A 23,814-nucleotide genomic window follows, 5' to 3' on the forward strand; every position below is an offset into this window, starting at 1 on the left:
CGGCCGGGCCCGGCGCCCGCGGGCTCGTCGCGCAGCGGCCGGCGGATCAGCACCACGCCTCGAGGGCGACGTCGCGGATCCGCCGGTCGCGGATGTCCGCCCACTCCACGGCGATCCGCGGCGCGGCGATCGGGTGCCGCACGAGGTCGACGACCCGGTTCGTGAGGAGCCGCGGCGTCACGCAGCCGGACGCGAGGATCCCCGTCACGGCGACGTCCGCGCCGCGCGTGCGCTCGAGCCCCGCGTGCTTGCGCACCACCCAGGCATCGAGCGCCCGGAGGTCGGGCCGGATGGCCCCGACGCGCCCACCGACGACGACCACCAGGTGGCGCAGCTGCGGCAGGTGCTCCGGCACGCGCACGGCGCGGAGGCAGCGCCCGGCGGCGTGCACCCCGCGGATCCCGCCGGCCTGCGCGTCGACGCCCACGACGAGCGCGCGCACGGGACGCGGATCCTCCTCATCCCGCTCCTCGAGGGAGGCCAGGAGGTCGGCGAGCGCCGGGATGGCGTCACCCGCGAAGGACATGCGCGGCGTCCGCGGCCGGCTCGATCCGGCCCACGGGTCGACGAGCGGGGCGCGCACCTCAGTGCCTCCGCCGGCGACGCGGCGGCACGCGGCGCTCCCCCGCGCCGCGGCCGCCTCGGACGCGCCCCGTCCCCACGGGACGCCCGCTCAACCGCACGTCGTGCAGGGCGGGCGATCCCCCGCATGGCACGACGACGAGGTCCCCCACGGCCAGGTCGTCGGGCAGCGCGACCACGGCCGTCCCCGACGTCGGCGCGGCCGCGACGATCCGCGCCGCAGATCGGCCGCCGACCGCACGGCCGAGGACGCGCGCCTCCGCCCAGCGCGCGTCCACGCCGTCGAGGTGCCCGTCGACGCACACGACGCGCTCCCCGACGGGGCCCGCGAGGACGGCCGTCACCGCCACGACGACGAGCGCGCCGCACCCGTCCCCGCCCTCATCCCCGCCCTCGCGGATCCCCGCGGCATCGCCGGAGTGGACGCACGGGGTCCCGCACACCTCCACGAGCCGTCGCATCGACACCCCGGCGACCACGACGTCGTCGAGCACGGCGGGGGCGGCCGTGGTCGACGCCCCCAGGCGCTCCGGCGCGACCGCCGCGATCACGCTCATCGCCGCACCCCTGCCGAGCCGACGGGGACGGGACGGACGGGGACAGGAGGCACGCGGCACGGGAAGGGCATGCGCCCAGTCCATCCGCCCGCGACCCCGCTGCGCGAGCGCGCTCACGACACCCCTACGGCTCCCGGCCGGAACCTCACGAGGTCTCGACGCGGCCGGGCCGCGCAGCGTCCGCGGCCCGGGCGTCCGCGCACCTGCGTGCGATGATGAGCCGTGCCCGACTCGCCCTACCGCCCCGCCGAGCACGGGGACGACGGCACGCAGACGACCGGCACCCCGGCTCCCGTGACAGCGGACACCGCCCTCGATCCGGACGCGACGCCGACCCGGGCGGCCCAGCGCGCCGACGAGCGCGCCGTCACCGCCCGCGGATCCCGCTTCGACGACCTCTGGGCGCGTCTCGTCTCCACCCCCGCCCGCCGTCGCGCATGGCACTGGGGCGGCCCGATCGTCATCACGCTGCTCGCGGCGATCCTCCGGATCCAGAGCCTCGGCCACCCGGCGACGCTCGTGTTCGACGAGACCTTCTACGTGAAGGACGCGTGGACCCTCCTCAACCTCGGCTACGAGGGCTCGTGGCCCACCGATCCGAACCCCGACTTCATCGCCGGGCAGACCGACGGCTACCTGCAGGCGCCCGCGTTCGTGGCGCATCCGCCGCTCGGCAAGTGGATCATCGCGCTCGGCCTCGCGGTCTTCGGCGCGGCGGATCCGGTGGGCTGGCGCATCGCGACGGCCGTCGTCGGCACGCTCGCGGTCGTCCTCCTCATGCTCATCGCCCGCCGCCTCACGGGCTCCGCGGTCGTCGCGACGATGGCCGGGTTCCTGTTCGCGATCGACGGCCACGCCATCGTGATGAGCCGCATCGCGCTGCTCGACACGCACGTCATGTTCTTCGGCCTGCTGGGCTTCGGGGCGATCCTCCTCGACCGCACCTGGCACGAGCGCCGGTTCGAGCGGCTGCTCGCCCTGCGACGCGAGGCCCGTCCCGACGACGCGCGACCGCTGGAGTTCGGCCCGGTCATCCTCTGGCGTCCATGGCTCATCGCGGCCGGCCTCGCGTTCGGCGCGACCTCCTCGGTGAAGTGGTCGGGCATCTTCTTCCTCGCGGGCTTCGGCCTCTACGTGGTGCTCACCGACATGCTGCTGCGCCGCCGCCACGGGCTCGCCGCGTGGTTCACGGCGGGCGCCGCGGTCCAGGGTCCCGTCTCCTTCCTCCTCCTCGTCCCGCCCGCGATCGCCGCGTTCCTCGCCTCCTACGCGGGCTGGTTCGCCACCTCGAACGGGTACTTCCGGAACTGGGCGGCCGAGGGCGCGAACGCCTGGCAAGGCGGGCTCGCGTGGGTGCCCCTGTCGATCCAGAGCCTCTGGCACTACCTCGCGCAGCAGTACGCGTTCAACGTGGGGCTCGACGTCACGCACCCGTACCGGGCGGATCCGCGGCTCTGGCTGCTCCTCTACCGGCCGACGCAGTTCTACTACGAGGGCTACGGCTACGGGGAGTCGGGCTGCACGATCGACGCGTGCTCGGCGTCCATCACCTCGATCGCGAACCCCATCATCTGGTGGCTCTCGGTGGCCGCGATGCTGTACCTCGTCTACCGGCTCGCCGCCCGCCGCGAGTGGCGCGTGGGCCTGGTGCTGATGGGCATGGTCGTCGGGTACCTGCCGTGGCTGCTCTACGTGAACCGCACGGTCTTCCAGTTCTACTCGATCGCCTTCGAGCCGTACCTCATCCTGTGCCTCGCGATGGTGCTCGGCATGATCCTCGGCGACCGCGGCGATCCGCGGCCCCGCCGCACGCGCGGCGTCGTGATCGTGGGCGTGATCCTCGTCGTGTGCGCCCTCGTCAGCGCGTTCTTCTACCCGCTGTGGACCGGCCAGCTCGTGCCCACCTGGTTCTGGCGGCTGCACGCGTGGATCCCCTCGGGCTGGATCTGATGCCCGCCACCGCCACGCGCCTCCACCCCGCGCTCCCCGGCCTCGGCGCCGCGGCGGCGGCCGCCCTCATCGCGTGGGCCGTCCACGCGCTCGTCCCGGCGATCCCCCTGCTCACGGTCGCGGTGGCGCTCGGCATCGTCGCGGCGCAGATCCCGGCGGCCCGGCCCGCGCTCACCGGTGCGCTCAAGCCCGGACTCACGCTCGCGTCCAAGCGGCTGATGCGGATCGGCGTGGTGCTCCTCGGACTCCAGCTCGGCCTCTCCGACATCGTCGGGCTCGGCTGGCGCGCGGTGCTGCTCGTCGTCGCGGTCGTGGTCCTCGCGTTCGCGGGCACCTACGCGATCGCCCGCGCGCTCCGGATGCCCGGCCAGCAGCCGCTCCTCCTCGCCACCGGCTTCTCGATCTGCGGCGCGAGCGCGATCGGCGCGATGGCCGGCGTCACGCGCGCGAAGCCCGCCGACCAGGGCGCGCCCGTCGCCCTCGTCACGCTGTGCGGCACGCTGGCGATCGCCGTGCTGCCACCGCTCGCGGGCCCGCTCGGCCTCGACGACGTCGCGTTCGGGCACTGGGTGGGCGCGGGCGTGCACGACGTGGGGCAGGTCGTCGCGACCGCCCAGATCGCGGGATCCGCCGCCCTCACCATCGCGATCGCCGTCAAGCTCACGCGCGTGCTGCTGCTCGCGCCCGTGGTCGCCGTCGCCGGCGTCGTGATGCGCCGCCGCGAGGGCCGGGTCGAGGGCGCTGCGCGTCCGCCGATCGTGCCGCTGTTCGTGCTCGGGTTCCTCGCGGCCGTGCTCGTCCGCACCTTCGTGCCGCTCCCGGTCGGCGTGCTCGACGCGGCCCAGGTCGTGCAGACCGCGCTGCTGGCGATCGCGCTCGTGGCGCTCGGATCCGCGTTGCGCCTCCGCGAGCTCGTCGGCCAGGGCGGGTCCGCGCTCGCCGCCGGCCTCCTCTCCTGGGCGCTGATCGCGGGCCTGGCGCTCGCGGCCGTGCGCCTGTCCTGATCCGCCGGCTGCCACCGCTCGCGCGCGCATGTCGCCGCGCATGTCGCCGCATTACGGCCCGGCCGGGGAACCGTCGGGAGCGCGGGCTAGCGTCGACCCCATGGTCGATCGCGAGTACGGGTTCAAGACGAGGGCGATCCACGCGGGCAACATCCCCGACGCCACCACGGGTGCGCGCGCCCTCCCCATCTACCAGTCGAGCGCGTTCGTCTTCGACGACACCGCCGACGCCGCCGCGCGCTTCGCGCTGCAGAAGTACGGCAACGTCTACTCGCGCCTGTCGAACCCCACGGTCGCGTCGTTCGAGGAGCGCGTCGCCAGCCTCGAGGGCGGCCTCGGCGCGGTGGCCACGGCGAGCGGGCTGAGCGCGCAGTACATCACCTTCGCGTCGCTCGCGGGCGCCGGCGACCACATCGTCGCCTCCGCGAACCTCTACGGCGGATCCATCACGCAGCTCGACGTGACCCTCCGCCGCTTCGGCGTGGAGACCACGTTCGTGCAGTCGAGCGACCCGGCCGACTACGCCGCCGCCATCACCGACCGCACCAAGCTCGTCTTCGCGGAGACGGTCGCGAACCCGTCGGGCGAGATCGCCGACATCGAGGGGCTCGCGGCCGTCGCGCACGCGGCGGGCGTCCCGCTCGTCATCGACTCCACCATCGCGACGCCGTACCTCAACCGGCCCATCGAGTGGGGCGCCGACATCGTCATCCACTCGGCCACCAAGTTCCTCGGCGGGCACGGCACCACGCTCGGCGGCGTGGTCGTCGAGTCCGGCCTCTTCGACTGGGAGAGCGCGCGCTTCCCGCTGCTGGACCAGCCCGTGCCGAGCTACGGCGGCCTCAACTGGACCGGCAACTTCGGCGAGTACGCATTCCTCACCCGGCTCCGCGCCGAGCAGCTCCGCGACATCGGGCCCGCGCTCGCGCCGCACTCCGCGTTCCTGCTCGCGCAGGGCGTCGAGACGCTGCCGTACCGGATGCAGGCGCACATCGACAACGCGCGGGCGGTCGCCGAGTGGCTGGATGCCGATCCGCGCATCACCGCCGTCAACTGGGCCGGCCTCCCCGCGCACCCGCACCACGAGCGGGCCCGCAAGTACCTGCCGACCGGACCCGGATCCGTGTTCACGTTCGAGGTCGCGGGCGGCCGCGCGGTGGGCCAGCGCTTCATCGAGTCGGTCGAGCTCGCGAGCCACCTCGCCAACATCGGCGACGCCAAGACGCTCGTCATCCACCCGGCGTCCACCACCCACGCGCAGCTGAGCGAGTCGCAGCTGGTCGACGCGGGCGTGCTGCCGGGCATCGTCCGCATCAGCGTCGGCATCGAGGACGTCGCCGACATCATCCACGACCTTGACCAGGCGCTGACCGCCGCCACGGAGGGAGCGAAGTGAGCTTCGACACCGGCGGCGTGCCGCCCGAGCGCACCGGATCCACGCCGCATCCCGCCGCGGACGCCGCCGATCTCGACCCGCTCGCCCCGGCCGAGGAGGCCGCCGACCGCGCAGCCGGCGACGCCGCCGAGGCGCACGCCGCCGACGCGGACGCATCCGCTCCCGCCGAGCCGGTCGCCACAGCGCCAGCCGGAGGGGGCGACGCCGACGGCACCCAGACCACCCAGCTCCAGAACGGCCTCACCTGCGCGATCCCCCGCTCCAGCCCGCTCGCCGCGCTCCTCCGCAGCGAGCGCACGTGGACCGGCCCGAGCGCCAAGGAGCGCCAGGCGATCCTGCGCCGCGCGAAGTCCGTCGCGATCGTCGGAGCCTCGCCGAACCCGGCCCGGTCCAGCTACTTCGTCGGCACGTACCTGCAGCAGTCGAGCGACTACCGCGTCTACTTCGTGAACCCGAACGCCACCGAGATCCTCGGGCAGGAGGCGTACCCCGACCTCGCGTCGCTTCCCGAGGTGCCCGACATCGTCGACGTGTTCCGGAAGGCGAGCGACATCCCGTCCGTGGTGGACGACGTCGTCGCGATCGGCGCGCCCGTCATCTGGGTGCAGCTCGGCATCTGGAACCAGGACGCGGCGGTCGACGCCGAGGCCCGCGGCCTCACGGTCGTCATGGACCGGTGCATCAAGGTCGAGCACGCGCGCTTCCACGGCGGCCTGCACCTGCTCGGCTTCGACACCGGCGTGATCAGCTCGCGGAAGGCCGCGGTCTAGCGGAGACGGCCGCCCGGATCACCAGCCGAGCGTGCCCGGCGCGCCCTTGAACGGGCCGACCACGCGCGGCGTGATCCAGCCGCCGTAGAAGTCGCCCTCCTGGGCCTCGACCGTGATCCCGTCGACCGTGATGCGGTCCATGCGCGACGGGTACACGGCGACCTTGTCGGCGAGCACCTCGAAGCCGCGCGTGGGCGACGGGTACCACCAGGCGGCGCGGTCGGCCGTGACGCCGCCGGCCGTGAGGGAGAGGTACGAGGCCTCCCCCTTGTACTCGCACCACGACCGACCGGCGGCGGACGAGAGCACGCCCGCGGCGAAGTCGGCGGAGGGGAGGTAGTAGACCGGCGGGTGACTCGTCTCGAGCACGCGCACGGCGGATCGGCTGTCGGCGACGACGCGGCCGCCGAGCTCGATCACGATGCGCTCCGACGACGGATCCACGCGCGGCGGTCGCGGGTAGTCCCACACCGACTCCTGGCCATCGCCGGGGATCTCGCGGGGACGTCGGGCGGGTGGGATGCGCATGCGCCGACGGTACCGCGGCCTCCTGAGCGCCCCGGATCCCGCGGCGGGACGGGCCCGGCACCCCCGTCCGGTAAAGACGTATCCACTAAACGTTTTTGCACGAATGGTCCTCAGGGTGCTTGACTGGGGCTCGTCCACCCGCATTCGGGTGTCAACACAGCACGAAATCTTCGAGGAGTAACGCACATGGGCATCATCGGTTTTCTGGTTCTGGGTCTGATCGCCGGAGCGCTCGCCAAGCTGATCCTCCCGGGCAAGCAGGGTGGCGGAATCATCGTCACGCTGATCCTGGGCGTCGTCGGGGCCTTCCTCGGCGGCTTCATCGGCAGCGCGCTCTTCAACAAGGGCGTCGACAGCTTCGACCTCGGCTCGCTCGCGCTCGCCATCGTCGGCGCGATCATCGTCCTGCTGGTCTACGGCGCGATCGTCGGCCGCAAGAAGGCCTAGTCCTTCCTGCTCCACGGAGCCCTCGTCGCCTGATCCGGACCGGATCGGCGGCGGGGGCTCTCGTCATCCCCGGAGCCGCCTCCCCATCCGGTGTCGCCGCGGGGCTCTCGTCATGTCGGGCTCCTGAGCCGGGCGGGTCGCGTCGCGGGCTCTGCCTACGATGACCGCATGCCCGACGCCGTCGCCCCGCCCTCCTCCTCGCCCTCCCGCTCCCGCACGGCCGCCGTCCTCGTCGCCGTCGCGCTCCCGCCGCTGGCCCTCGCCGCAGCCGGCCTGTCGCACCCGAGCTCGCTGACCGACGACACCGCCGTGCACTGGCGCGACCTCCACATCGCGCTCCTGCCCGTCTTCCCGCTGCTCGCGATCGCGCCGATCCTCCTCACGCGCCGCCACGACCGCCGCCTCGGGATCCTCGCCGTGGTCCTCGGCTTCGTCTACGCCGTCTGCTACCAGGCCCTCGACATCCTCGCGGGCATCGCCGCAGGAGCCCTCAAGCTCGAGGGCGGGCAGGGCGTGACCACCGTGTACGCGCTCGCGGACGGGATCGTGGTCGCGGGCGTCTGGTCGTACGTCGCCGTGACCGTGCTCGCGAGCGCGCTCGTGATCCGGCACGCGGGGCTCCGGGCGCTGCCGGGTGCGGTGATCGCCGTGGTCGCGGCCGTCTCGTTCGTCGACAGCCACATCTTCTTCCCGCGCGGCGTGATCACCATGCTCGGCCTCGCGATCGGCTGGACCTGGCTGGCGCTCGCCTCGCGCGGGCCCGCCCGCCGGCCGTCCGGCGCATCCGCCGGTCCCGCGAGCGCCCCCGCGGCGGACCGCGCGGAGGCGGCGGCATAGTCTGACGGGATGACAGCGTACGTCTCGGCACTCGACCTCTTCTCCATCGGGATCGGGCCGTCGAGCTCGCACACCGTCGGACCCATGCGCGCGGCCCTGCTCTTCGCCGAGGAGTGCCGGGCGTCGCCGCGGTTCACGGAGATCGCGCGCGTCACCGTGCGGCTCTTCGGCTCGCTCGGCGCCACCGGCCTCGGCCACGGCACGCCCGACGCGGTCGTCGCGGGGCTCGCCGGCCTCGCGCCCGAGACGTGCGACCCGGACGAGGTGCGCGGCCGCTGGTCCGGGCTCGGCGAGGGCGTCGACGTGCCGCTCGCGGGGATCCACCCGGTGCGCATGGTGGGCCGCGACCTCACGTTCGAGCCCTTCACGCGGCTCCCCCGCCACCCCAACGCGATGCACCTCGCCGCGCTCGACGCCGACGGCGGCACCGTGCTCGAGAGCACGTGGTTCTCGGTCGGCGGGGGCTTCGTGCTGCGCGAGGACCAGGCGCCCTCGGCAGCGCTGCCCACGGGACTGCCGCACTCGTTCTCCAACGCCGACGAGCTCATCGAGCTCGCCGAGACCACAGGGCGCTCCATCGCCGACGTGGCGCGCGACACCGAGGAGTCGATCCACGGATCCCGCCGCGCCGTCGCCGGGCTCGACGCGATCTGGGACGCCATGGCCGCGTGCGTCACCGCGGGGCTGGGCGGCCAGGGCACGCTGCCGGGCGGGCTCAACGTGCGGCGGCGGGCGGCGCGGGTCGCGTCGCAGCTCGCGACCATCGACGCCGAGGGCGCGCGCGACACCTCGCACGAGTGGCTGCACGCGTTCGCGCTCGCGGTCAACGAGGAGAACGCATCCGGCGGGCGCGTCGTCACGGCGCCCACGAACGGCGCGGCCGGCATCATCCCCGCGGTCGGCTCCTACTACCTGCGGTTCGTGCCGGGCGCCGACCGCGACGGGATCCGCGACTTCCTCCTCACCGCCACCGCGATCGGCTCGCTCGTGAAGGCCAACGCCAGCATCTCGGGCGCGGAGGCCGGCTGCCAGGGCGAGGTCGGCACGGCGTGCGCGATGGCGGCCGGCGCCCTCTGCGCGGTGCTCGGCGGATCCCCGCGGCAGGTCGAGAACGCCGCCGAGATCGCGATGGAGCACCACCTCGGCCTCACGTGCGATCCCGTGGGCGGGCTCGTGCAGATCCCGTGCATCGAGCGGAACGCGATCGCCGCGTCCACCGCCGTGAACGCGGCCCGCATGGCGCTGCACGGCGACGGCACGCACCTCGTCTCGCTCGACACCGTGATCGAGACCATGCGGCAGACGGGCCTCGACATGTCCACCAAGTACAAGGAGACGTCCACCGGGGGCCTCGCGGTCAACGTCATCGAGTGCTGAGCGCCCCGGCGGCGGCCGGCCGTGTCAGGCTGGGCGCATGGGTGTCCCCGCGCTGCTGCTCGCCGTCGCGGCGCTGCTGATCCTCGGCACCACGCAGCTCGCGGCCTGGGGGCTCCTCAAGCGCAACGGCTGGATCGGGATCCGCACCCGCCCCCTCATGGCCAGCGACGAGGCCTGGCGCGCCGGGCACGTGGCCGCCCTCCCCGCGCTCCGCAGCACCTGCCTGCCCGTCGCGATCGGCGGCGTCATCGGCGGGATCGCGGCCGGCGCAGGCATGAACAGCGTCGCGAGCTGGGGCGGGCTGCTGCTCGTGGGCGGGATCATCTGGAGCACGTTCCGGGCGGGGCAGGCCGCGAAGCGGATCGCCCGCCGGCAGGAGGCCGAGCGGCAGGACGCCGAGCGCTACGGGCCGCCGCGGATCCGTCGCGACTAGCGCGGCGCGGCCGCCGCGCGCAGGGCATCGCCCACGGCGTCCAGGCGCTCCCGGCCGATGAGGCCGAGGTGGTACACGTACGTGTTGTCGAGCCCGCGGACGGCGTCGGGCCAGCCGGCGCGGATGCTCGCGGGGCTCGCCGGCGGCAGCGCCCAGAGGTAGCCGCCGATCGGGGTGCCGGGCAGCCGCTCGCGGAGCCCGCGCATCGCCTCGGGATCGTGGGCCACGGCGTCGAGCACGACTACGCCGTCCACCTCGTCGAGGTCGTCGAGGAGCGCGGCGAACGGCCCGGTGGCCCAGGGATCCGCCTGCGCGTGCACCACGACGCGCGGCACGCCGGCCGCGCGCGCGGCGGCGACGCACGCGTCGAGGAGCTGCCGCCTGACCCGGCCGCGCACGCGGAGCACGGCGTCGAGGCCGCCGAGCCCGCCGTCCTCGTCGACGCGGGCGCGCGCCTCGGCACGGAGCACGTCCGGATCCTCCCCCGCCTCCGCGAGCAGCGCGACGCACACCGTGCAGAAGCAGATCGAGAGCAGCGCCTCCTGCTCGGCCGACCAGTCCGCGCCCGCGGTCTTCTCGTGGTGGCCGAGGTGGCCGAGGCCCATGGGGCCGCACGCCTCGAGCATCATGCCGTCGAGGTCCACCGCCGCGGCCGTCTCGGCGACCAGCGCGGCCGCGTACTCCCGCACCTCGGGCCGCGCGGGGCACAGCGCGTAGGGGTACGCCTCGCCGAACGCGTTGACGACGCAGCTGCCCGGGTTGCGCGTGCCGACCGACGTCGAGTGCGTGAGCACGATCCACGCCTCGACCCGCAGGCCCGCCGCGCGCGCGACCCCGGCGGCCCGCGCGAACGCGTCCGGGCCGACCCACGGGGTGTCGTCGTCGGGCCGGAGCTCGCCCCAGGCCCCCTCGCGCACGGGCAGGTACAGCGCGGCCGAGCGCGCGTCGACGATGCGGTGGCGCGGATGCAGCGGCGTCGCGGCCCGCACGGAGTGGTAGGCCGCGGCGATGGCCACGCCGTCGGCGCCCGCCGCCCGCACCCGCGCCACGGCCCCAGGGTCGTCGATCAGGTCCCACGGGTAGGCGCAGAAGGAGACGCTCACCGCACGCCCGCCGACCGCAGCGTCTGGGCGAGCCGCTCCGCGTGCGCGCCGATGATGCGGGCCACGCGCTCCGCCTCCTTCGGCGTCGCGCGGTCGACCGGCATGGAGCAGCTGATCGCGTCGGTCGCGGGGATCCGGTAGCCCACGCTCACCGCAACGCAGCTGACGCCGGCCAGGTTCTCCTCGCGCTCGTGCGCGTAGCCGCGCTCGTGCGCCTGGTCGAGCTGCGCGTCGAGCGCCGCGGGGTCGGTCACGGTCTGCGGCGTGAGGGCGGCGAGCGGGCCGGATCCGAGCGCCTCGCGCCGCTCCTCGGCGCTGAGCTCCGCGAGCAGGGCCTTGCCGAGCGAGGTCGCGTGCGCGGGCAGCTGGCGGCCGACCCGCGAGGTCGCCCGCCGCGACTCGGTCGTCTCGCGCGTGGCCAGGTAGAGCACCCGGTCGCCCTCGCGGCGCGCGTAGTGCGCGGTGTACCCGGTCTCGTCGCGGATCCGCTCGAGCGCGGCGAGCGCGTGCGGCAGGGCCTTGTCGCGGTCGAGGTAGGCGGTGCCGACGACGAGCGCGCGGGATCCGATGGAGACGTGCGTGCCGTCCTGCAGCATCTCGATCCAGCCGCTCGCCGCCATCGTGTGCAGGAGCTGGTGCAGGCTCGAGCGCGGGTAGCCGGACGCGCGGTGGAGGTCCACCACGGAGACGGGCTCGGACGACGCGGCGAGCCGCTCCAGCAGGGCGAGCGTGCGCTCCGCCGACTTGACCGGCCGGGCGCCGCGCTCCGCGGCCTGCTCCTCGGTCACCATGCGTCTCCCAGTGCGTGCTCCGGGGCGGCCCACTCGCCGCCGATGAGGCCGTTCCCGTCGGCGTCGTCCACGTCGTCGATGCCGCCCGCGAATGCCTCCGCGTCGTCCTCAGGGTAGTAGCCGATCCGCTCGCCGGCGTCGGGGCGGAACCACGCGCGGGTGTTGCGCGAGACGCCCCACACGACGTGGTGACCGGGCTCCTCGAGCGCGGCGACGGCCTCGATGAGCCGCGCGAGGTCGGGGAAGGAGAGCCAGGTGGAGAGCGAGCGGCGACCGTTCGGCCGGTCGAGGAGCGTGCCGATGCGCGCGCTCACGACGCTCATCGCGTGGCGGTCGGCGTACACGGATCCGAGCGCCTCCATGGTCGCCTTCGTCACGCCGTAGAGGCTGTCCGGCCGGGGCGGCAGGTGGTCCACCGGCTCCGCGGGCGCGGGGTGGAAGCCGACGGCGTGCGTGGAGCTCGCCAGGAGCACGCGGCGGACGCCCTCCTCGCGCGCGGCGTCGAGCACGGTCCGCGTGCCGTCGACGTTCGCCGCGAGGACGTCCTCCCACGGCCGCTCCCGGCTGATGCCCCCGAGGTGCACCACGACGTCCGCGCCGCGCACGACCTCGCGCATCGCAGCGACGTCGCGCACCGAGGCGATGGTCGCGCGCTCCCCGTCGACCGGATCCGGATCCACCAGGTCGAGGAGCACGAGCTCGTGGCCCGCCGCCCGCAGCAGGGGCCGGACGCCCCGCCCGGCCATGCCCGCCGCTCCCGTGATCACGATGCGCTTCGAGGTCGTCATGCCTTCTCCCCAGGGTCGGGCTCCGGCGATTGACATCGCCGTCGAGTCCACCTACGTTAGCACCGCATTCACACTGACGTAATGCATTCACACATGCGGATGGAGTTCCGATGATGAAGACCCGACCCGCCCGACGGATGATCGCCCTGGCATCCGTCGCCGCGCTCGCCGGCGCCCTGAGCGCCTGCTCGTCGGGGGGCGACGGCGGCGGCGCATCCGCGGACGACCGCTCCCTCGAGGTGTGGACGCGCAGCACGCCGGACGACGCCGCGTCGTACCAGTTCGTGTTCGACGCCTTCACCGCGAAGACGGGCATCAGGATCGACTACAAGCCCATCCCCGAGTTCGACACCCAGCTGCAGGCGCGCGCCCAGCAGAGGAGCCTCCCGGACGTGATGGTCACCGACGCGGGCAACCTCGGCGCCTACGAGTCGCAGGGGTTCCTCCGCCCCGTGGACCGCGACGCCGTCGCCGGCGGCGACCAGATCTCCGACGCCACGTGGAAGAGCACGCTCGGCACCGACGGCGACCACTACGGCATCCCGTGGTCGCGCCAGGCGAACATCACCTTCATCCGCAAGGACTGGCGCGAGAAGCTCGGCCTGCCGGTGCCGAAGACGTGGGACGACCTCTCCGCGCTCGCGAAGGCGTTCGCCGACGACGACCCCGACGGCGACGGGAAGGCCGACACCTACGGCATGGTCGTGCCGGGCAGCGCCGAGAACGGCTACATCGCTCGCTGGGCCGCGTCGTACATCTGGCAGGCCGGCGGGGACATCCTGAAGGACGGGGGCGACGGCACCTACACCGCCGACTTCGACAACCCGGGCACCGAGACGGCCGTGGAGTGGATCCGCGACCAGTTCTGCACGCCGGGCGTCGTCGTCCCCGGCTCCGTCAACCTCACCACCGCCAACACGCCGTTCTTCGCGCAGGGCACGGCCGGCATCTACCAGACCGGTCCCTACAACCTCAGCTCGTTCGACGCGGCCGTCGGCGCGGACAACGTGGAGGTCATCCCGACCCCGGCCGGCCCGGGCGGCGGCACGGACTCCTTCGCGGAGGGGGAGAACATCTACTTCGGCGCCTCCTCGAAGAAGCAGGACCTGCAGGAGCAGCTGGCCGAGTTCATGATCACGCCCGAGGCGCAGGAGCTCGCCATGCAGGTGAAGACGAACGACCAGGGCGTGCTCGCGCAGCCCGTGGTGCGGATCCCCGTGAACACCTCGGTCGACATCGGCACGGTGAAGGCCGACCCGCGCTGGGACACCGCGAAGGAGGTCTACGACGACCACGGCAGGTCGTTCCCGTGGGCGATCGACTTCACGCCGTACCGCCAGATCGTCGCGGACGGCCTGAACGGCGTCATCGCGGACTGCTCCAGCGACATCCCCGGCGCGCTGTCCGACATCCAGTCCCAGCTCTCCGACGAGCTCGACGAGCAGGGGGTGCAGGGATGACCATCGGCGCCCCCGCACCTCTCCTCGTGGATCCCGAGCGCCGCGCGCCCGCGGGCCGCAGCCCCGTGCAGCCGAAGGGCCGCCTGCCGTTCCGGACGCGCTCCCTGATCCCGTGGGCCTTCCTCGTGCCGGGCCTCGTGCTCGGCGCGCTGTTCAAGTTCATCCCGATGCTCGAGGGCTTCCGGATGAGCTTCGTGAAGGTCCAGCCGTTCCTCGGCGACAAGTTCCTGGGGCTCGACAACTACGTGCACGTGCTGCGCGACCGCCGCTTCACGGAGGCGCTCGGGCACACCGTGCTGCTCGGCATCGGGCAGACCGTCGGCGCGCTGATCATCGGCCTCGCGCTCGCGCTGCTGCTGGAGGGCACGTCGCGCCGGCTGTGGTTCGTGCGCACGGCCGTGTTCCTGCCGGTCGTCACCGCGGTGGCGGTCATCGGCGAGATCTGGCGGATCCTCTACTTCCCGACCGAGACCGGGTTCCTCAACTCGCTGCTCGGGATGGTGGGGATCCCGCCGCAGGGCTTCATCAGCGACCAGTCGACGGCGCTCGGGTACGTGATGCTCGTCGGCGTCTGGACGGGCGCGCCCTACAACATGGTCATCATCCTCGCGGGCCTGACGGGCATCGACCGCACGCTCTACGAGGCCGCGGCCGTCGACGGCGTGACCATGCGCCAGCGCTTCCGGTACATCGTGATGCCGGCCCTCCGCCCCGCCGTCAGCGTCGTGCTGACACTCGCCGCGATCCGCAGCCTCCGCACCTTCACCGAGGTGTACGTGCTCACGGGCGGCGGACCCGCGGGATCCACCGAGGTCTGGATGACCCGGGTGTTCTCGCTCGGCTTCAAGGCCAACGACCTGGGCGTGGCGTCGGCGGCCTCCGTGCTGCTGCTGCTCGCGACCCTGGGCCTCACCGTGGGCGTCCGCGCCCTGTCATCCCGCAAGGAGAAGGTCCGATGAGCATCCTCGAGCGCCCGACGGGCGCATCCCGCCGCGGGAACGACGGCCAGTTCGACAGCGCGCTCGGCTGGAAGCCCGGCCTCCGCCCGTCGAACGTGATCCGCTTCGCGCTCTGCGCCGTCGCCTTCGTGGTGTTCGCCGCGCCCTTCGTGATCATCGTGTCCGGCGCGTTCGACGCCTTCACGTCGTCGACGAGCATCCACCTGTTCCCGCAGAAGCTGTCGCTGGAGTCGTTCCGGGTCGCGTTCGACTCGGGCGTGCTCGGCTACCTCCGCAACTCGCTCGTGATCGCGGGTGGCGGGCTCGTGCTGCAGGTGAGCGTCGCGATCCTGACGTCCTACGCGCTCGCCCGGCACCGGTTCCGCGGGCAGTCGTTCGTGCTGCTGCTGTTCCTGCTCACGATGATGCTGCCGGAGGAGGTCATCGCGATCCCGCTGTCGCAGGTCATCGGGGACGTGGGCGGCACGGGGCTGGACCTCCGCGGCACGCCCTTCGGCGTGATCCTCCCGGTGGCGGTGTGGGGCTTCTCGATCCTCGTCATGACGGAGTTCATGAAGGACATCCCGCTCGAGATCGAGGAGGCCGCGCGCCTCGACGGGTGCGGCGAGCTGCGCATGCTGTGGACCGTGATCCTGCCGCTGTGCAAGCCGGTGCTGGGCGTCGTCACGATCTTCGGCTTCATGATGATCTGGGACCAGTACCTGCTCCCCCTCATCGCCGCGAACGACCCGAGCGACTACACGCTCACGGTCGCGCTCAGCGTCCTCCGCACCGACCCCACGGTCGGCTCGGGCGTCCTGCTCGCCGGGGCGCTGCTCGCGCTCCTGCCGAGCCTCGTCATCTACCTGCTCATGCAGCGGTCGCTCATCCGGGGGATCACCTCGGGCGCGACGAAGGGATAGCACCATGATCATCCACGACCTCGTCGTCACCCCCATCGCCTTCCGCGACCCGCCGCTGCTCAACGCCGACGGCGTGCACGAGCCGCTCGCGCTCCGCACCATCGTCGAGCTGGTCGTGGACGGCGGGGTCGTCGGCCTCGGCGAGGGACAGGGCGGCGCCGTCGTGGCCGCGCGCGTCGCGTCCGTGCGCGACGCGATCGTCGGCCTGCGCGTCACCGACCTGCACGGCATCGAGCGGGCGGTGGACGCGGCGCTCGGCGGCGACGCCGGACCGCTCAGCCGGCAGGAGCGCCGCGTCGTCTTCTCGATGATCGACGTGGCCGCGCACGACGCGTGGGGCCGGATCACCGGGCTGCCCGTGAGCGAGCTGCTCGGCGGGCGCGTGCGCGACCGGGTCCCGTACAGCGCGTACCTCTTCTACAAGTGGGCGGCGCACCCGGGCGCCGAGCCCGACGCGTTCGGCGAGGCGCTGGATCCGGCCGGCATCGTCGCGCAGGCGCGCCACCTCATCGACCGGTACGGCTTCGGCTCCATCAAGCTGAAGGCCGGCGTCTTCCCGCCCGACCAGGAGGTCGCCGCCATCCGCGCGCTGGCCGAGGCGTTCCCGACGCACCCGCTGCGCATCGACCCGAACGGAGCGTGGACGCACGAGACCGCGGTGCGCGTGGCGGCCGAGCTCGACGGCGTGCTCGAGTACCTCGAGGATCCGGTGCTCGGCATCGACGGCATGTCGCGCGTCGCCGCCGAGGTGCCGCAGCCGCTCGCCACGAACATGTGCGTCGTCACCTTCGAGCAGATCCAGGAGGCGTTCGCGAAGGACGCCGTGCAGATCGTGCTCTCCGACCACCACTACTGGGGCGGGCTCGCGCACACCCGGGAGCTCGCCGCCATCTGCCGCACCTTCGGCGTGGGCCTCTCGATGCACTCCAACTCGCACCTCGGGATCTCGCTCGCCGCCATGACGCACGTCGCCGCCGCCAGCCCCGAGCTCGCGTACGCCTGCGACACGCACTACCCGTGGAACCGCGGCGACGACGTGATCGTGCCGGGCGCGCTCGAGATCGTCGGCGGATCCGTCGCCGTGCCGACCGGCCCCGGCCTCGGCGTCGAGCTCGACCACGCCGCGCTCGACCGCCAGCACCTGGTGTACGTGGAGTCGGGCCGCACCGCGCGCGACGACTCCGGCTACATGCAGACCATCCAGCCCGCCTACGACCCCACCCTCCCGAGGTTCTGATGACGACGACCGACACCGCCGCCCACCCCGCCACCGCCCCGGCTCCCGTATCCGCCGGCCTCCTCCCGCCGTTCGAGGGCGTGCTCTTCTTCCCGGTCACGCCGTTCGACCAGGCCGATCGCGTGGACGTCGACGTGCTCGCCGCGCACGTGTCCCACGGCCTCGACCAGGGCGCGGGCGCCGCGTTCGTCGCGTGCGGCACGGGCGAGTTCCACGCGCTCGACATCGACGAGTACGCGCAGGCCGTGCGCGCCGGTGTCGCCGCGGCGGGCGGCCGCCACCTCGTCATCGCGGGGGTAGGCGGGCCGCTCGGGCACGCGCGCCGCTGCGCGCAGCTGGCCACCGAGCTCGGCGCCGACGGGATCCTCGTGCTGCCGCCGTACCTCGTCGCAGGTCCCCAGGAGGGCCTCGCCGCGTACGTCGAGGCCGTCGCCCGGACCACTCCCCTGCCGCTCATCGCCTACCACCGCGGCCAGGCGCAGTTCACGGAGGCCACGGTCGAGCGGCTCCTCTCGCTGCCGACGCTGGCCGGGATCAAGGACGGCGCGGGCGACGTGGCCCTGTTCCAGCGCTTCGTGCTCGCCGCGCGCCGAGCCGGACGCGACGACGTGCAGTTCTTCAACGGGCTGCTCACGGCCGAGTCGAGCCAGGCCGCCTACCGGGCGATCGGCGTGCCGCTGTACTCGTCGGCCGTGTTCGCGATGGCGCCGCGGATCGCGAGCGCGTTCCACGCCGCGTACCGCGCCGACGACCTCGAGCGGCAGCGCTTCCTGCTCGACGAGTTCTTCACGCCGCTCGTGCGGCTGCGCGACGAGACGCCGGGATTCGCGGTGTCGCTCATCAAGGCGGGGCTGCGCCTGGGCGGCGTGCCGGTGGGATCCGTGCGGGCACCGCTCGTGGATCCGTCGCCGCGGCAGCTGGCCGAGCTCGAGCGGATCCTCGCCCACGGGGAGGACGTGGTCGCCTGAGCCCTCAGGTCGCGTCGGCCAGCTGCGCCCGCAGCGCCTCGGCCGTCGTCACCGGGAGGCGGCAGACGAAGTCGGCGCACAGGTAGGCGGTGGCGGTGGACCCCGCGGCGCGGTCCGCGAGCAGCTCGAAGCCCGCGTCGGCCCACGCCCGCGCCGCCGTCTCCGTGACGACGAGCGACACGTCGGGCGGGTGGATGCGGCCGCGCGCCAGGTCCGCGAGCGGGTCGCCCGCCGCGTCGGCGCCGTCCGGCACGACCACGACGAGCTGGCGGCCGGCCGCCTCGATCGCGACCGCCTGCTCGAGCGCCCCGCCGAACGCGATCGGCCGGCTCGCCCCTCCCGCGGCGACCGTCGCGAGCGCGGCGCGGGCCGCCCGCTCGTAGCGCGGATCCGCCGTGAGCCGCCCGAACACGCGCGCGGCCGACGCCGCCGCGGTGAGGCCCGATGGGTACGCGCCCTCGGAAGGGTCGGACGCGAGGTCGAGGCCGAAGCCCGCGAGCACCGGATCCGCGCCCGTCGGGACGCGGAAGCCCGCGGCGCCCGGCTGCGGGTCGCCGTCCGCCGCGGCGATCAGCGCGTCGACGATCGCCCGCGCCCGCATCGCGTACGCGACCTCGCCCGTCGCGAGCGCCAGCGCGAGGAGCCCGTCGGCGAGCATCCCGTGGTCCTCGAGCGTCGCGACCGCGGGCGAGACGCGGCCGTCGATCGAGGCGCGCACGAGGGATCCGTCCGACCGCACGTGCTCCTGGAGCAGCATGTCGGCGGCGGCGCGGGCTGCCTCGATCCATTCTCCCTGTCCGAACGCGCGGCCCGCCCGGGCGAGCGCGCCGATCGCGAGCCCGTTCCAGCCGGTGAGCACCTTGCCGTCGACCGCGGGCGGTTCCTCCGCCGCGCGACCGGCCGCATCCAGCGCGTAGTACCCGCCCTCGACGCGGCGCCCGCCGACCGTGCTCTCCGAGTCCTGCGCCGACGCGAACCCTCCCGACGCCCGCCTCAGGGTCCCCGTGAGGAACGCGACGATCCCCGCCGCGACCTCCTCGTCCCCGGCGCGCGCGTAGGCGTCGAGGAGCAGGGCGTTGTCGTAGAGCATCCGCTCGTAGTGCGGCTCGGACCAGTCGCGGCGCGTGGAGTAGCGGAAGAAGCCGCCCTCCACCGGGTCGCGCAGGTCGGACCCGGCCATCGCGTCGAGCGTGCGGCGCACCAGCGCGCCGGTCGACGTCGCGCGCTCGGGCGCGAGCGCCCCCGAGGTCGCGAGCGTGTCGAGCAGCAGCACGACGGGCGCGACGGGGAACTTGGGCGCGGATCCGAACCCGCCGTGCTCCGCGTCCTCGAACGAGGCGAGCTCGGCGGCGACCCGGTCGAGCGCGGCGGCGTCGGGGAGCGGCGACGCGACGGATCCGCGCTCGGAGGCCTCCCGGATCGCGGCGCTCAGCTGCCCCGCACCCTGCTCGACCTGGTCGCGCCGGGTGGTCCAGGCGTCGGCGACGGCGTCGAGCACCTGGCGGAACGACGGGTGCCCGGCGCGCGGCTCGGGCGGCGAGTAGGTGCCCGCGTGGAAGGTGCGGCCCTCGGGCGTCGTGAAGACGTTGAGCGGCCAGCCGAGCTGATCCGTGAAGGCGCCGGCCGCGGTGATGAGGGCCGCATCGACCTCCGGGTGCTCCTCGCGGTCGACCTTGATCGCGACGAACCCCTCGTTCAGACGCGAGGCGAGCGCCGGATCCGAGAACGTCTCGCGCGCCATGACGTGGCACCAGTGGCAGGTCGAGTAGCCGACCGAGACGAGCACGGGCACGTCGCGGCGGCGGGCCTCCGCGAACGCCTCCTCGCCCCACGGCCGCCAGTCGACCGGGTTGTCCGCGTGGCTCAGGAGGTACGGGCTGACGGCGTCGGCGAGGCGGTTGGGCATGCGTCCACGCTACGCGCGGGGCGCGGCGCCGACCCCGGCGTCAGATCCAGTCGCGCTTGCGGAAGATGCCGTAGAGCACGCCGCTCACGCCGAGCATCAGCACGAGGGAGAAGGGGTAGCCCCAGTCCCAGTGCAGCTCCGGCATGATGTCGAAGTTCATGCCGTAGACGCTCGAGACGAGCGTGGGCGCGAAGAGGATGGCCGCCCAGCCGGAGATCTTGCGGGTCTCCACGCTCTGCCGGTTGCTCGACTCGCTGAGCTCGCGCATCTCCTCGTTCTGGCGCTGCCCGACGAGCGTCGAGTTCACGGTGAGGATGTCGCGCAGCAGCACGCGGAACTCCTCCACGCGCTCGTTCACGACGATGACGTGGTCGGCCACGTCGCGGAGCGCCTGCTGCAGGTCCTCGCTGACCTCGTACTTGCCGGATCCCGCCTGCAGCTGCTGCAGCATGCCGCCGAGCGGGCGCACCGCGCGCTGGAAGTCGATGACCTCGCGGGAGAGCTCGTAGATGCGGCGGGACACGGCGGGATCCCCGTCGAACACCTGGTCCTCGATCTCGTCGATGTCGTTGGCGAGGCCCGTGACGACGGGCGCGTACCCGTCGACGACGGCGTCGAGGATCGCGTAGAGCACCGACTGGGGGCCGTGCGAGAGCAGCTCGGGCCGCTCCTGCATGCGCGTGCGGATGGCGGAGAGGTCGGGCGACTCGGCGTGCCGGACGGTGATCACGAAGTTGCGGCCGAGGAACACGTGCAGCTCGCCGAACTCCACCTCCTCGCGGTCGTCCACGTAGCGGGCCGCGCGCAGCACCGTGAAGAGCGTGGAGCTGTAACGCTCGGTCTTGGGGCGCTGGTGGGCCTGCACCGCGTCCTCCACCGCGAGCTCGTGCAGGTCGAACTCCTCGGCGAGCGCCTGCAGCTCCTCGACCGTGGGCCGGTAGAGGCCGATCCACGCCATCGCCTCGGGCCGCTCGTCGAGCTCGCGGAACGTGTCGGCGAGCGTGGCGGGCGAGGCGACGCGGCAGCCGTCGACGTAGACGCCGTTGTCGACGAGGCTCGGGCGGCGCGCGCCCGACCGCTCCGCCGGATCCTCCCGCTCGGCCCGCGCCCGCGACGCGCCGCCCGCATGCCCGCCGAGGGGCGCGACGCCCCGGGAGACCACGGACTTGAGGCGCGTGCGGATGCGGTGCTGGGACATGACGGACACGGTACCCGGCGGAGGTGACGCGTCCGTGCCGGTGGGGAGCGACCCGGTCAGACCACCTGGTCGGGGTGGCTGCCCACGCGTCCGACGGCCTCGAGCGCGGTGATCCCCGCCATCTCGTCGTCGGTCAGCGCGAAGTCGAACACGTCGGCGTTCTCGACCAGCCGCTCGCGCCGCGTGGTCTTCGGGAAGACGATCGTGCCGCGCTGCACGTGCCAGCGGAGCACGACCTGCGCGTCCGTGCGGTCGTGCGCGCGGGCGGCGTCGCGCACGACGGGCGCGTCGGCGACCGCGCCGCGCGCGAGCGGGCTCCACGCCTGCACCGCGATGCCGTGCTCGGCGAGGTGCTCGGTCGTCGCGCGCTGCTGGTGGCGCGGGTGCAGCTCTATCTGGTCGACCGCGGGCGCGGGCAGCCCGGCCGCATCCAGCGCCTCGAGGTGCGGCACGAGGAAGTTGGAGACGCCGATGGAGCGGGTGAGCCCCTCCTCGCGCGCCGCGGCGAGCGCCTCCCACGTCTCGACGTAGAGGCCGCGCGCGGCGGCGGGCCAGTGGATGAGGATCAGGTCGACCGCGGGGAGGCCGAGCCGGTCGAGGCTCCGGCGCACCGCCTCCGTCGCCCGCTCGCGACCGTGGTCGTCGTTCCAGACCTTGGTGGTGACGAAGAGCTCGTCGCGCGGGATGCCGGACGCGCGGATCGCCCGCCCGACGCCCTCCTCGTTGCCGTACATGGCCGCGGTGTCGATGTGCCGGTAGCCGACCTCGAGCGCCTCGGTGACGATCCGCTCGGCGTCTCCGTCCGACACCTTGTACGTGCCCACGCCGAACTGCGGGATCGGGACGCCGTCGCCCATCGCGACCGACGGGATGGAGGCGCGGAGGACCCCGCCGCTCACGCGCCGAACCGCTCGACGAGCGTCCGCTTCAGGATCTTGCCGCTCGGCCCGAGCGGCAGCGCCTCGACCACCTCGACCCGCCGCGGGTACTTGTAGGAGGCGATGCGCTCCTTCATGTACGCGACGACCTCCGCCGCGTCGACGGTGGCGTCCGCCTTCGGCACGATCGCCGCGACGATCTCCTGCCCGTGCTCCTCGTGCGGCACGCCGAACACGGCGCACTGCGCGACGGCCTCGTGCCGGGCGAGCACCTCCTCGACCTCGCGCGGGTACACGTTGTAGCCGTTGCGCAGGATCATGTCCTTCGTCCGGTCGACCACGCGGATGTAGCCGTCCTCGTCGATGGTGCCGAGGTCGCCCGAGCGGAACCAGCCGTCGACGACCGCGCGGGCCGTGTCCTCGGGGCGGTGCAGGTAGCCGTTCATGAGGTTGTGGCCGCGGATCACGATCTCGCCGAGCGTGCCGCGCTCGACGAGCTCCACGCGGTCCTCGTGCTCGGGGTCGGCGATCTCGATCTGCACGCCCCAGATCGGCTTCCCGACCGTACCGGGCCGGGCCGGTACGCCGACGTGGTTGAACGACGCGACAGGCGAGGTCTCGGTGAGGCCGTAGCCCTCGTGGATCTCGGCGTCGAACTGCTCGCGGAACGCGTCGATGACGGCGACGGGGATCGCGGCGCCGCCCGAGATGGCGTAGCGGAGGACCGGGCGCGCGGGGTTCCGGGCGGCGGCCGCGAGCAGCGCGAAGTACATGGTGGGCACGCCCATGAACACCTGGGTCTCGTGCTCGACCATGAGCGCGAGCGCGGTGTCGCCGTCGAAGCGCGGCACCATCACGATCGTGGCGCCCGCCCGGAACGACGCGTTCATGGTGCAGGTCTGGCCGAAGGTGTGGAACAGGGGCAGGCAGCCGAGGATCCGATCGCCGGCGCGCAGGTCGAAGGTGTCGAGGATGAGCACGTCGACCTGCATCACGAGCGCGAGGTGGCTGCCCTCCGCGCCCTTCGGCTGGCCGGTGGTGCCGGAGGTGTAGAGGATCGTCGCGGTGTCCGACGGCCGACGCGGCACGTAGGTGCGGATGGGCGTCGCGGCCTGCGCGAGCTCCTCGAGCCGGTCGGGCCCTCCCTCGGTGGAGGCCGGCACGAGCACGCTGATGACCGGCACGTCGGCGAGCGCCGCGCCCTTCGCGCCCTGCTCGAGCAGCGGGCCGGCGCAGACCAGGAGCGCGGATCCGGAGTCGCGCAGCACGTACGCGATCTCCTCGCTCTTCAGCAGCGCGTGCACGGGCACGACCACGCCGCCGAGCGCGAGCACCGCGTAGTAGACGCGCGGGAAGTCGGCGACGTTCGGGATGAGCATCGCGACGCGCGTGCCCTCGCCCACCCCGCGGTCGCGGAGGGCGCCCGCGTAGGCGCGCGTCTCGTCCCAGAGCTCGCGGTAGGTGGTGGAGACGTCGCCGACGACCACGGCGACCCGGTCGGCGTGCCGCTCGGCGGACTCGGCGAGGATCGCGGCGACCGAGACGGAGGCGAACCCGCCGTGGGGCTGCTCGTGCTCGGGCTGGAGGGGCGTGTCGGAGGTCATGGGCGGATCCCGTCGGTCGTCGTCGACTCGGACGACGGATGCCGCCCGTGCGCCCAGCGGTCCGGCGCCTCCCTCACGACGATAGCCACCAGCGTCCGCCCACGGGGTGCTCGACGGCCCGCGGATAGACTCACACCAG

Annotated in this window: 23 protein-coding genes; 13 read left to right on the forward strand and 10 right to left on the reverse strand. The window is 73.7% G+C overall.

The genetic code is table 11. From position 1 onward, the window contains the following. Window positions 1-46: 46 nt before the first annotated feature. Both K0V08_RS07820 and K0V08_RS07825 read right to left on the reverse strand, forming a co-directional pair. Window positions 47-583, reverse strand: coding sequence for a hypothetical protein (locus tag K0V08_RS07820; protein ID WP_079534799.1), 537 nt, complete (start codon window positions 581-583; stop codon window positions 47-49). Between the two features lies 1 nt (window position 584). Continuing rightward, window positions 585-1,139, reverse strand: coding sequence for a hypothetical protein (locus K0V08_RS07825; protein WP_079534801.1), 555 nt, complete (start codon window positions 1,137-1,139; stop codon window positions 585-587). Window positions 1,140-1,361: 222 nt separating this feature from the next. Between K0V08_RS07825 and K0V08_RS07830 the strand changes: the two genes are divergently transcribed. The 4 genes from K0V08_RS07830 to K0V08_RS07845 all read left to right on the forward strand — a co-directional run bounded on the left by K0V08_RS07830 (window position 1,362) and on the right by K0V08_RS07845 (window position 6,259). Beyond that, window positions 1,362-3,089, forward strand: a complete 1,728-nt coding sequence (locus K0V08_RS07830; protein WP_079534803.1) for a dolichyl-phosphate-mannose--protein mannosyltransferase — start codon at window positions 1,362-1,364, stop codon at window positions 3,087-3,089. Then, window positions 3,089-4,093: a YeiH family protein gene (locus K0V08_RS07835; protein ID WP_079534805.1), complete on the forward strand. Its 1,005-nt coding sequence runs from the start codon at window positions 3,089-3,091 to the stop codon at window positions 4,091-4,093. The genes K0V08_RS07830 and K0V08_RS07835 overlap by 1 nt, the downstream gene beginning before the upstream one ends. 100 nt (window positions 4,094-4,193) lie before the next feature. Beyond that, window positions 4,194-5,489: an O-acetylhomoserine aminocarboxypropyltransferase/cysteine synthase family protein gene (locus K0V08_RS07840; protein ID WP_079534807.1), complete on the forward strand. Its 1,296-nt coding sequence runs from the start codon at window positions 4,194-4,196 to the stop codon at window positions 5,487-5,489. Between the two features lie 251 nt (window positions 5,490-5,740). Beyond that, the gene (locus tag K0V08_RS07845; RefSeq protein ID WP_050976383.1) at window positions 5,741-6,259 is read left to right on the forward strand and encodes a CoA-binding protein; all 519 of its coding nucleotides are present in this window, start codon (window positions 5,741-5,743) and stop codon (window positions 6,257-6,259) included. Between the two features lie 18 nt (window positions 6,260-6,277). Here K0V08_RS07845 and K0V08_RS07850 read toward each other — a convergent pair whose 3' ends face one another. Continuing rightward, window positions 6,278-6,787: a DUF427 domain-containing protein gene (locus K0V08_RS07850; protein WP_079534809.1), complete on the reverse strand. Its 510-nt coding sequence runs from the start codon at window positions 6,785-6,787 to the stop codon at window positions 6,278-6,280. A 186-nt stretch (window positions 6,788-6,973) separates the two neighbouring features. On the opposite strand from K0V08_RS07850, the gene K0V08_RS07855 reads away from it, so the two are divergent. From K0V08_RS07855 to K0V08_RS07870, 4 genes are all read left to right on the forward strand, one after another. Further along, on the forward strand, window positions 6,974-7,234 hold the full coding sequence (locus K0V08_RS07855; RefSeq protein ID WP_012039092.1) for a GlsB/YeaQ/YmgE family stress response membrane protein: 261 nt from the start codon (window positions 6,974-6,976) through the stop codon (window positions 7,232-7,234). Between the two features lie 168 nt (window positions 7,235-7,402). Then, on the forward strand, window positions 7,403-8,071 hold the full coding sequence (locus K0V08_RS07860) for a hypothetical protein (protein WP_079534811.1): 669 nt from the start codon (window positions 7,403-7,405) through the stop codon (window positions 8,069-8,071). Window positions 8,072-8,080: 9 nt separating this feature from the next. Beyond that, window positions 8,081-9,448 (forward strand): L-serine ammonia-lyase, encoded by a 1,368-nt coding sequence (locus tag K0V08_RS07865; protein WP_012039094.1) that lies wholly within the window; start codon window positions 8,081-8,083, stop codon window positions 9,446-9,448. A 37-nt stretch (window positions 9,449-9,485) separates the two neighbouring features. Beyond that, window positions 9,486-9,881 carry an SdpI family protein gene (locus K0V08_RS07870; RefSeq protein WP_012039095.1) on the forward strand — a complete coding sequence of 132 codons (396 nt, stop codon included), beginning with the start codon at window positions 9,486-9,488 and terminating at the stop codon, window positions 9,879-9,881. Here the strand turns inward: K0V08_RS07870 and K0V08_RS07875 are convergent. Genes K0V08_RS07875 through K0V08_RS07885 form a run of 3 tightly spaced genes read right to left on the reverse strand, consistent with a single transcriptional unit; the run spans window position 9,878 to window position 12,563 of the window. Beyond that, on the reverse strand, window positions 9,878-10,984 hold the full coding sequence (locus tag K0V08_RS07875; RefSeq protein WP_079534813.1) for a hypothetical protein: 1,107 nt from the start codon (window positions 10,982-10,984) through the stop codon (window positions 9,878-9,880). The two genes, K0V08_RS07870 and K0V08_RS07875, sit on opposite strands and share 4 nt — an antisense overlap. Beyond that, entirely contained in the window at window positions 10,981-11,775 is a 795-nt protein-coding gene (locus K0V08_RS07880) for an IclR family transcriptional regulator (protein WP_079534815.1), read from the reverse strand. Before K0V08_RS07880 ends, K0V08_RS07875 begins: the two co-directional genes overlap by 4 nt. Continuing rightward, window positions 11,769-12,563 carry an NAD-dependent epimerase/dehydratase family protein gene (locus K0V08_RS07885; protein ID WP_079534817.1) on the reverse strand — a complete coding sequence of 265 codons (795 nt, stop codon included), beginning with the start codon at window positions 12,561-12,563 and terminating at the stop codon, window positions 11,769-11,771. The genes K0V08_RS07880 and K0V08_RS07885 overlap by 7 nt, the downstream gene beginning before the upstream one ends. Window positions 12,564-12,673: 110 nt before the next feature. On the opposite strand from K0V08_RS07885, the gene K0V08_RS07890 reads away from it, so the two are divergent. Genes K0V08_RS07890 through K0V08_RS07910 form a run of 5 tightly spaced genes read left to right on the forward strand, consistent with a single transcriptional unit; the run spans window position 12,674 to window position 18,089 of the window. Beyond that, window positions 12,674-14,023, forward strand: a complete 1,350-nt coding sequence (locus K0V08_RS07890) for an ABC transporter substrate-binding protein (RefSeq protein WP_167435228.1) — start codon at window positions 12,674-12,676, stop codon at window positions 14,021-14,023. Next, complete coding sequence (locus tag K0V08_RS07895; protein WP_079534819.1) at window positions 14,020-14,982, forward strand: carbohydrate ABC transporter permease; 963 nt, start codon at window positions 14,020-14,022, stop codon at window positions 14,980-14,982. The genes K0V08_RS07890 and K0V08_RS07895 overlap by 4 nt, the downstream gene beginning before the upstream one ends. Further along, a complete protein-coding gene (locus tag K0V08_RS07900; protein WP_079534821.1) occupies window positions 14,979-15,884 on the forward strand; it encodes a carbohydrate ABC transporter permease in 906 nt (301 codons plus the stop codon). Before K0V08_RS07895 ends, K0V08_RS07900 begins: the two co-directional genes overlap by 4 nt. A 4-nt stretch (window positions 15,885-15,888) precedes the next feature. Next, window positions 15,889-17,121 carry an enolase C-terminal domain-like protein gene (locus K0V08_RS07905; protein WP_079534823.1) on the forward strand — a complete coding sequence of 411 codons (1,233 nt, stop codon included), beginning with the start codon at window positions 15,889-15,891 and terminating at the stop codon, window positions 17,119-17,121. Continuing rightward, window positions 17,121-18,089 carry a 5-dehydro-4-deoxyglucarate dehydratase gene (locus K0V08_RS07910; protein WP_172405427.1) on the forward strand — a complete coding sequence of 323 codons (969 nt, stop codon included), beginning with the start codon at window positions 17,121-17,123 and terminating at the stop codon, window positions 18,087-18,089. The genes K0V08_RS07905 and K0V08_RS07910 overlap by 1 nt, the downstream gene beginning before the upstream one ends. 4 nt (window positions 18,090-18,093) lie before the next feature. On the opposite strand, the gene K0V08_RS07915 is transcribed toward K0V08_RS07910, so the two are convergent. Genes K0V08_RS07915 through K0V08_RS07930 form a run of 4 tightly spaced genes read right to left on the reverse strand, consistent with a single transcriptional unit; the run spans window position 18,094 to window position 23,675 of the window. After that, the gene (locus tag K0V08_RS07915; protein ID WP_079534825.1) at window positions 18,094-19,995 is read right to left on the reverse strand and encodes a thioredoxin domain-containing protein; all 1,902 of its coding nucleotides are present in this window, start codon (window positions 19,993-19,995) and stop codon (window positions 18,094-18,096) included. A 40-nt stretch (window positions 19,996-20,035) separates the two neighbouring features. Beyond that, on the reverse strand, window positions 20,036-21,202 hold the full coding sequence (locus K0V08_RS07920) for a magnesium and cobalt transport protein CorA (RefSeq protein ID WP_079534827.1): 1,167 nt from the start codon (window positions 21,200-21,202) through the stop codon (window positions 20,036-20,038). A gap of 47 nt (window positions 21,203-21,249) precedes the next feature. Continuing rightward, window positions 21,250-22,092, reverse strand: coding sequence for an aldo/keto reductase (locus K0V08_RS07925; RefSeq protein WP_079534829.1), 843 nt, complete (start codon window positions 22,090-22,092; stop codon window positions 21,250-21,252). After that, on the reverse strand, window positions 22,089-23,675 hold the full coding sequence (locus K0V08_RS07930; RefSeq protein ID WP_012039107.1) for a long-chain-fatty-acid--CoA ligase: 1,587 nt from the start codon (window positions 23,673-23,675) through the stop codon (window positions 22,089-22,091). Before K0V08_RS07930 ends, K0V08_RS07925 begins: the two co-directional genes overlap by 4 nt. Window positions 23,676-23,814 lie beyond the last annotated feature (139 nt).

Source organism: Clavibacter michiganensis, from assembly GCF_021216655.1.
GTDB lineage: Bacteria > Actinomycetota > Actinomycetes > Actinomycetales > Microbacteriaceae > Clavibacter > Clavibacter michiganensis.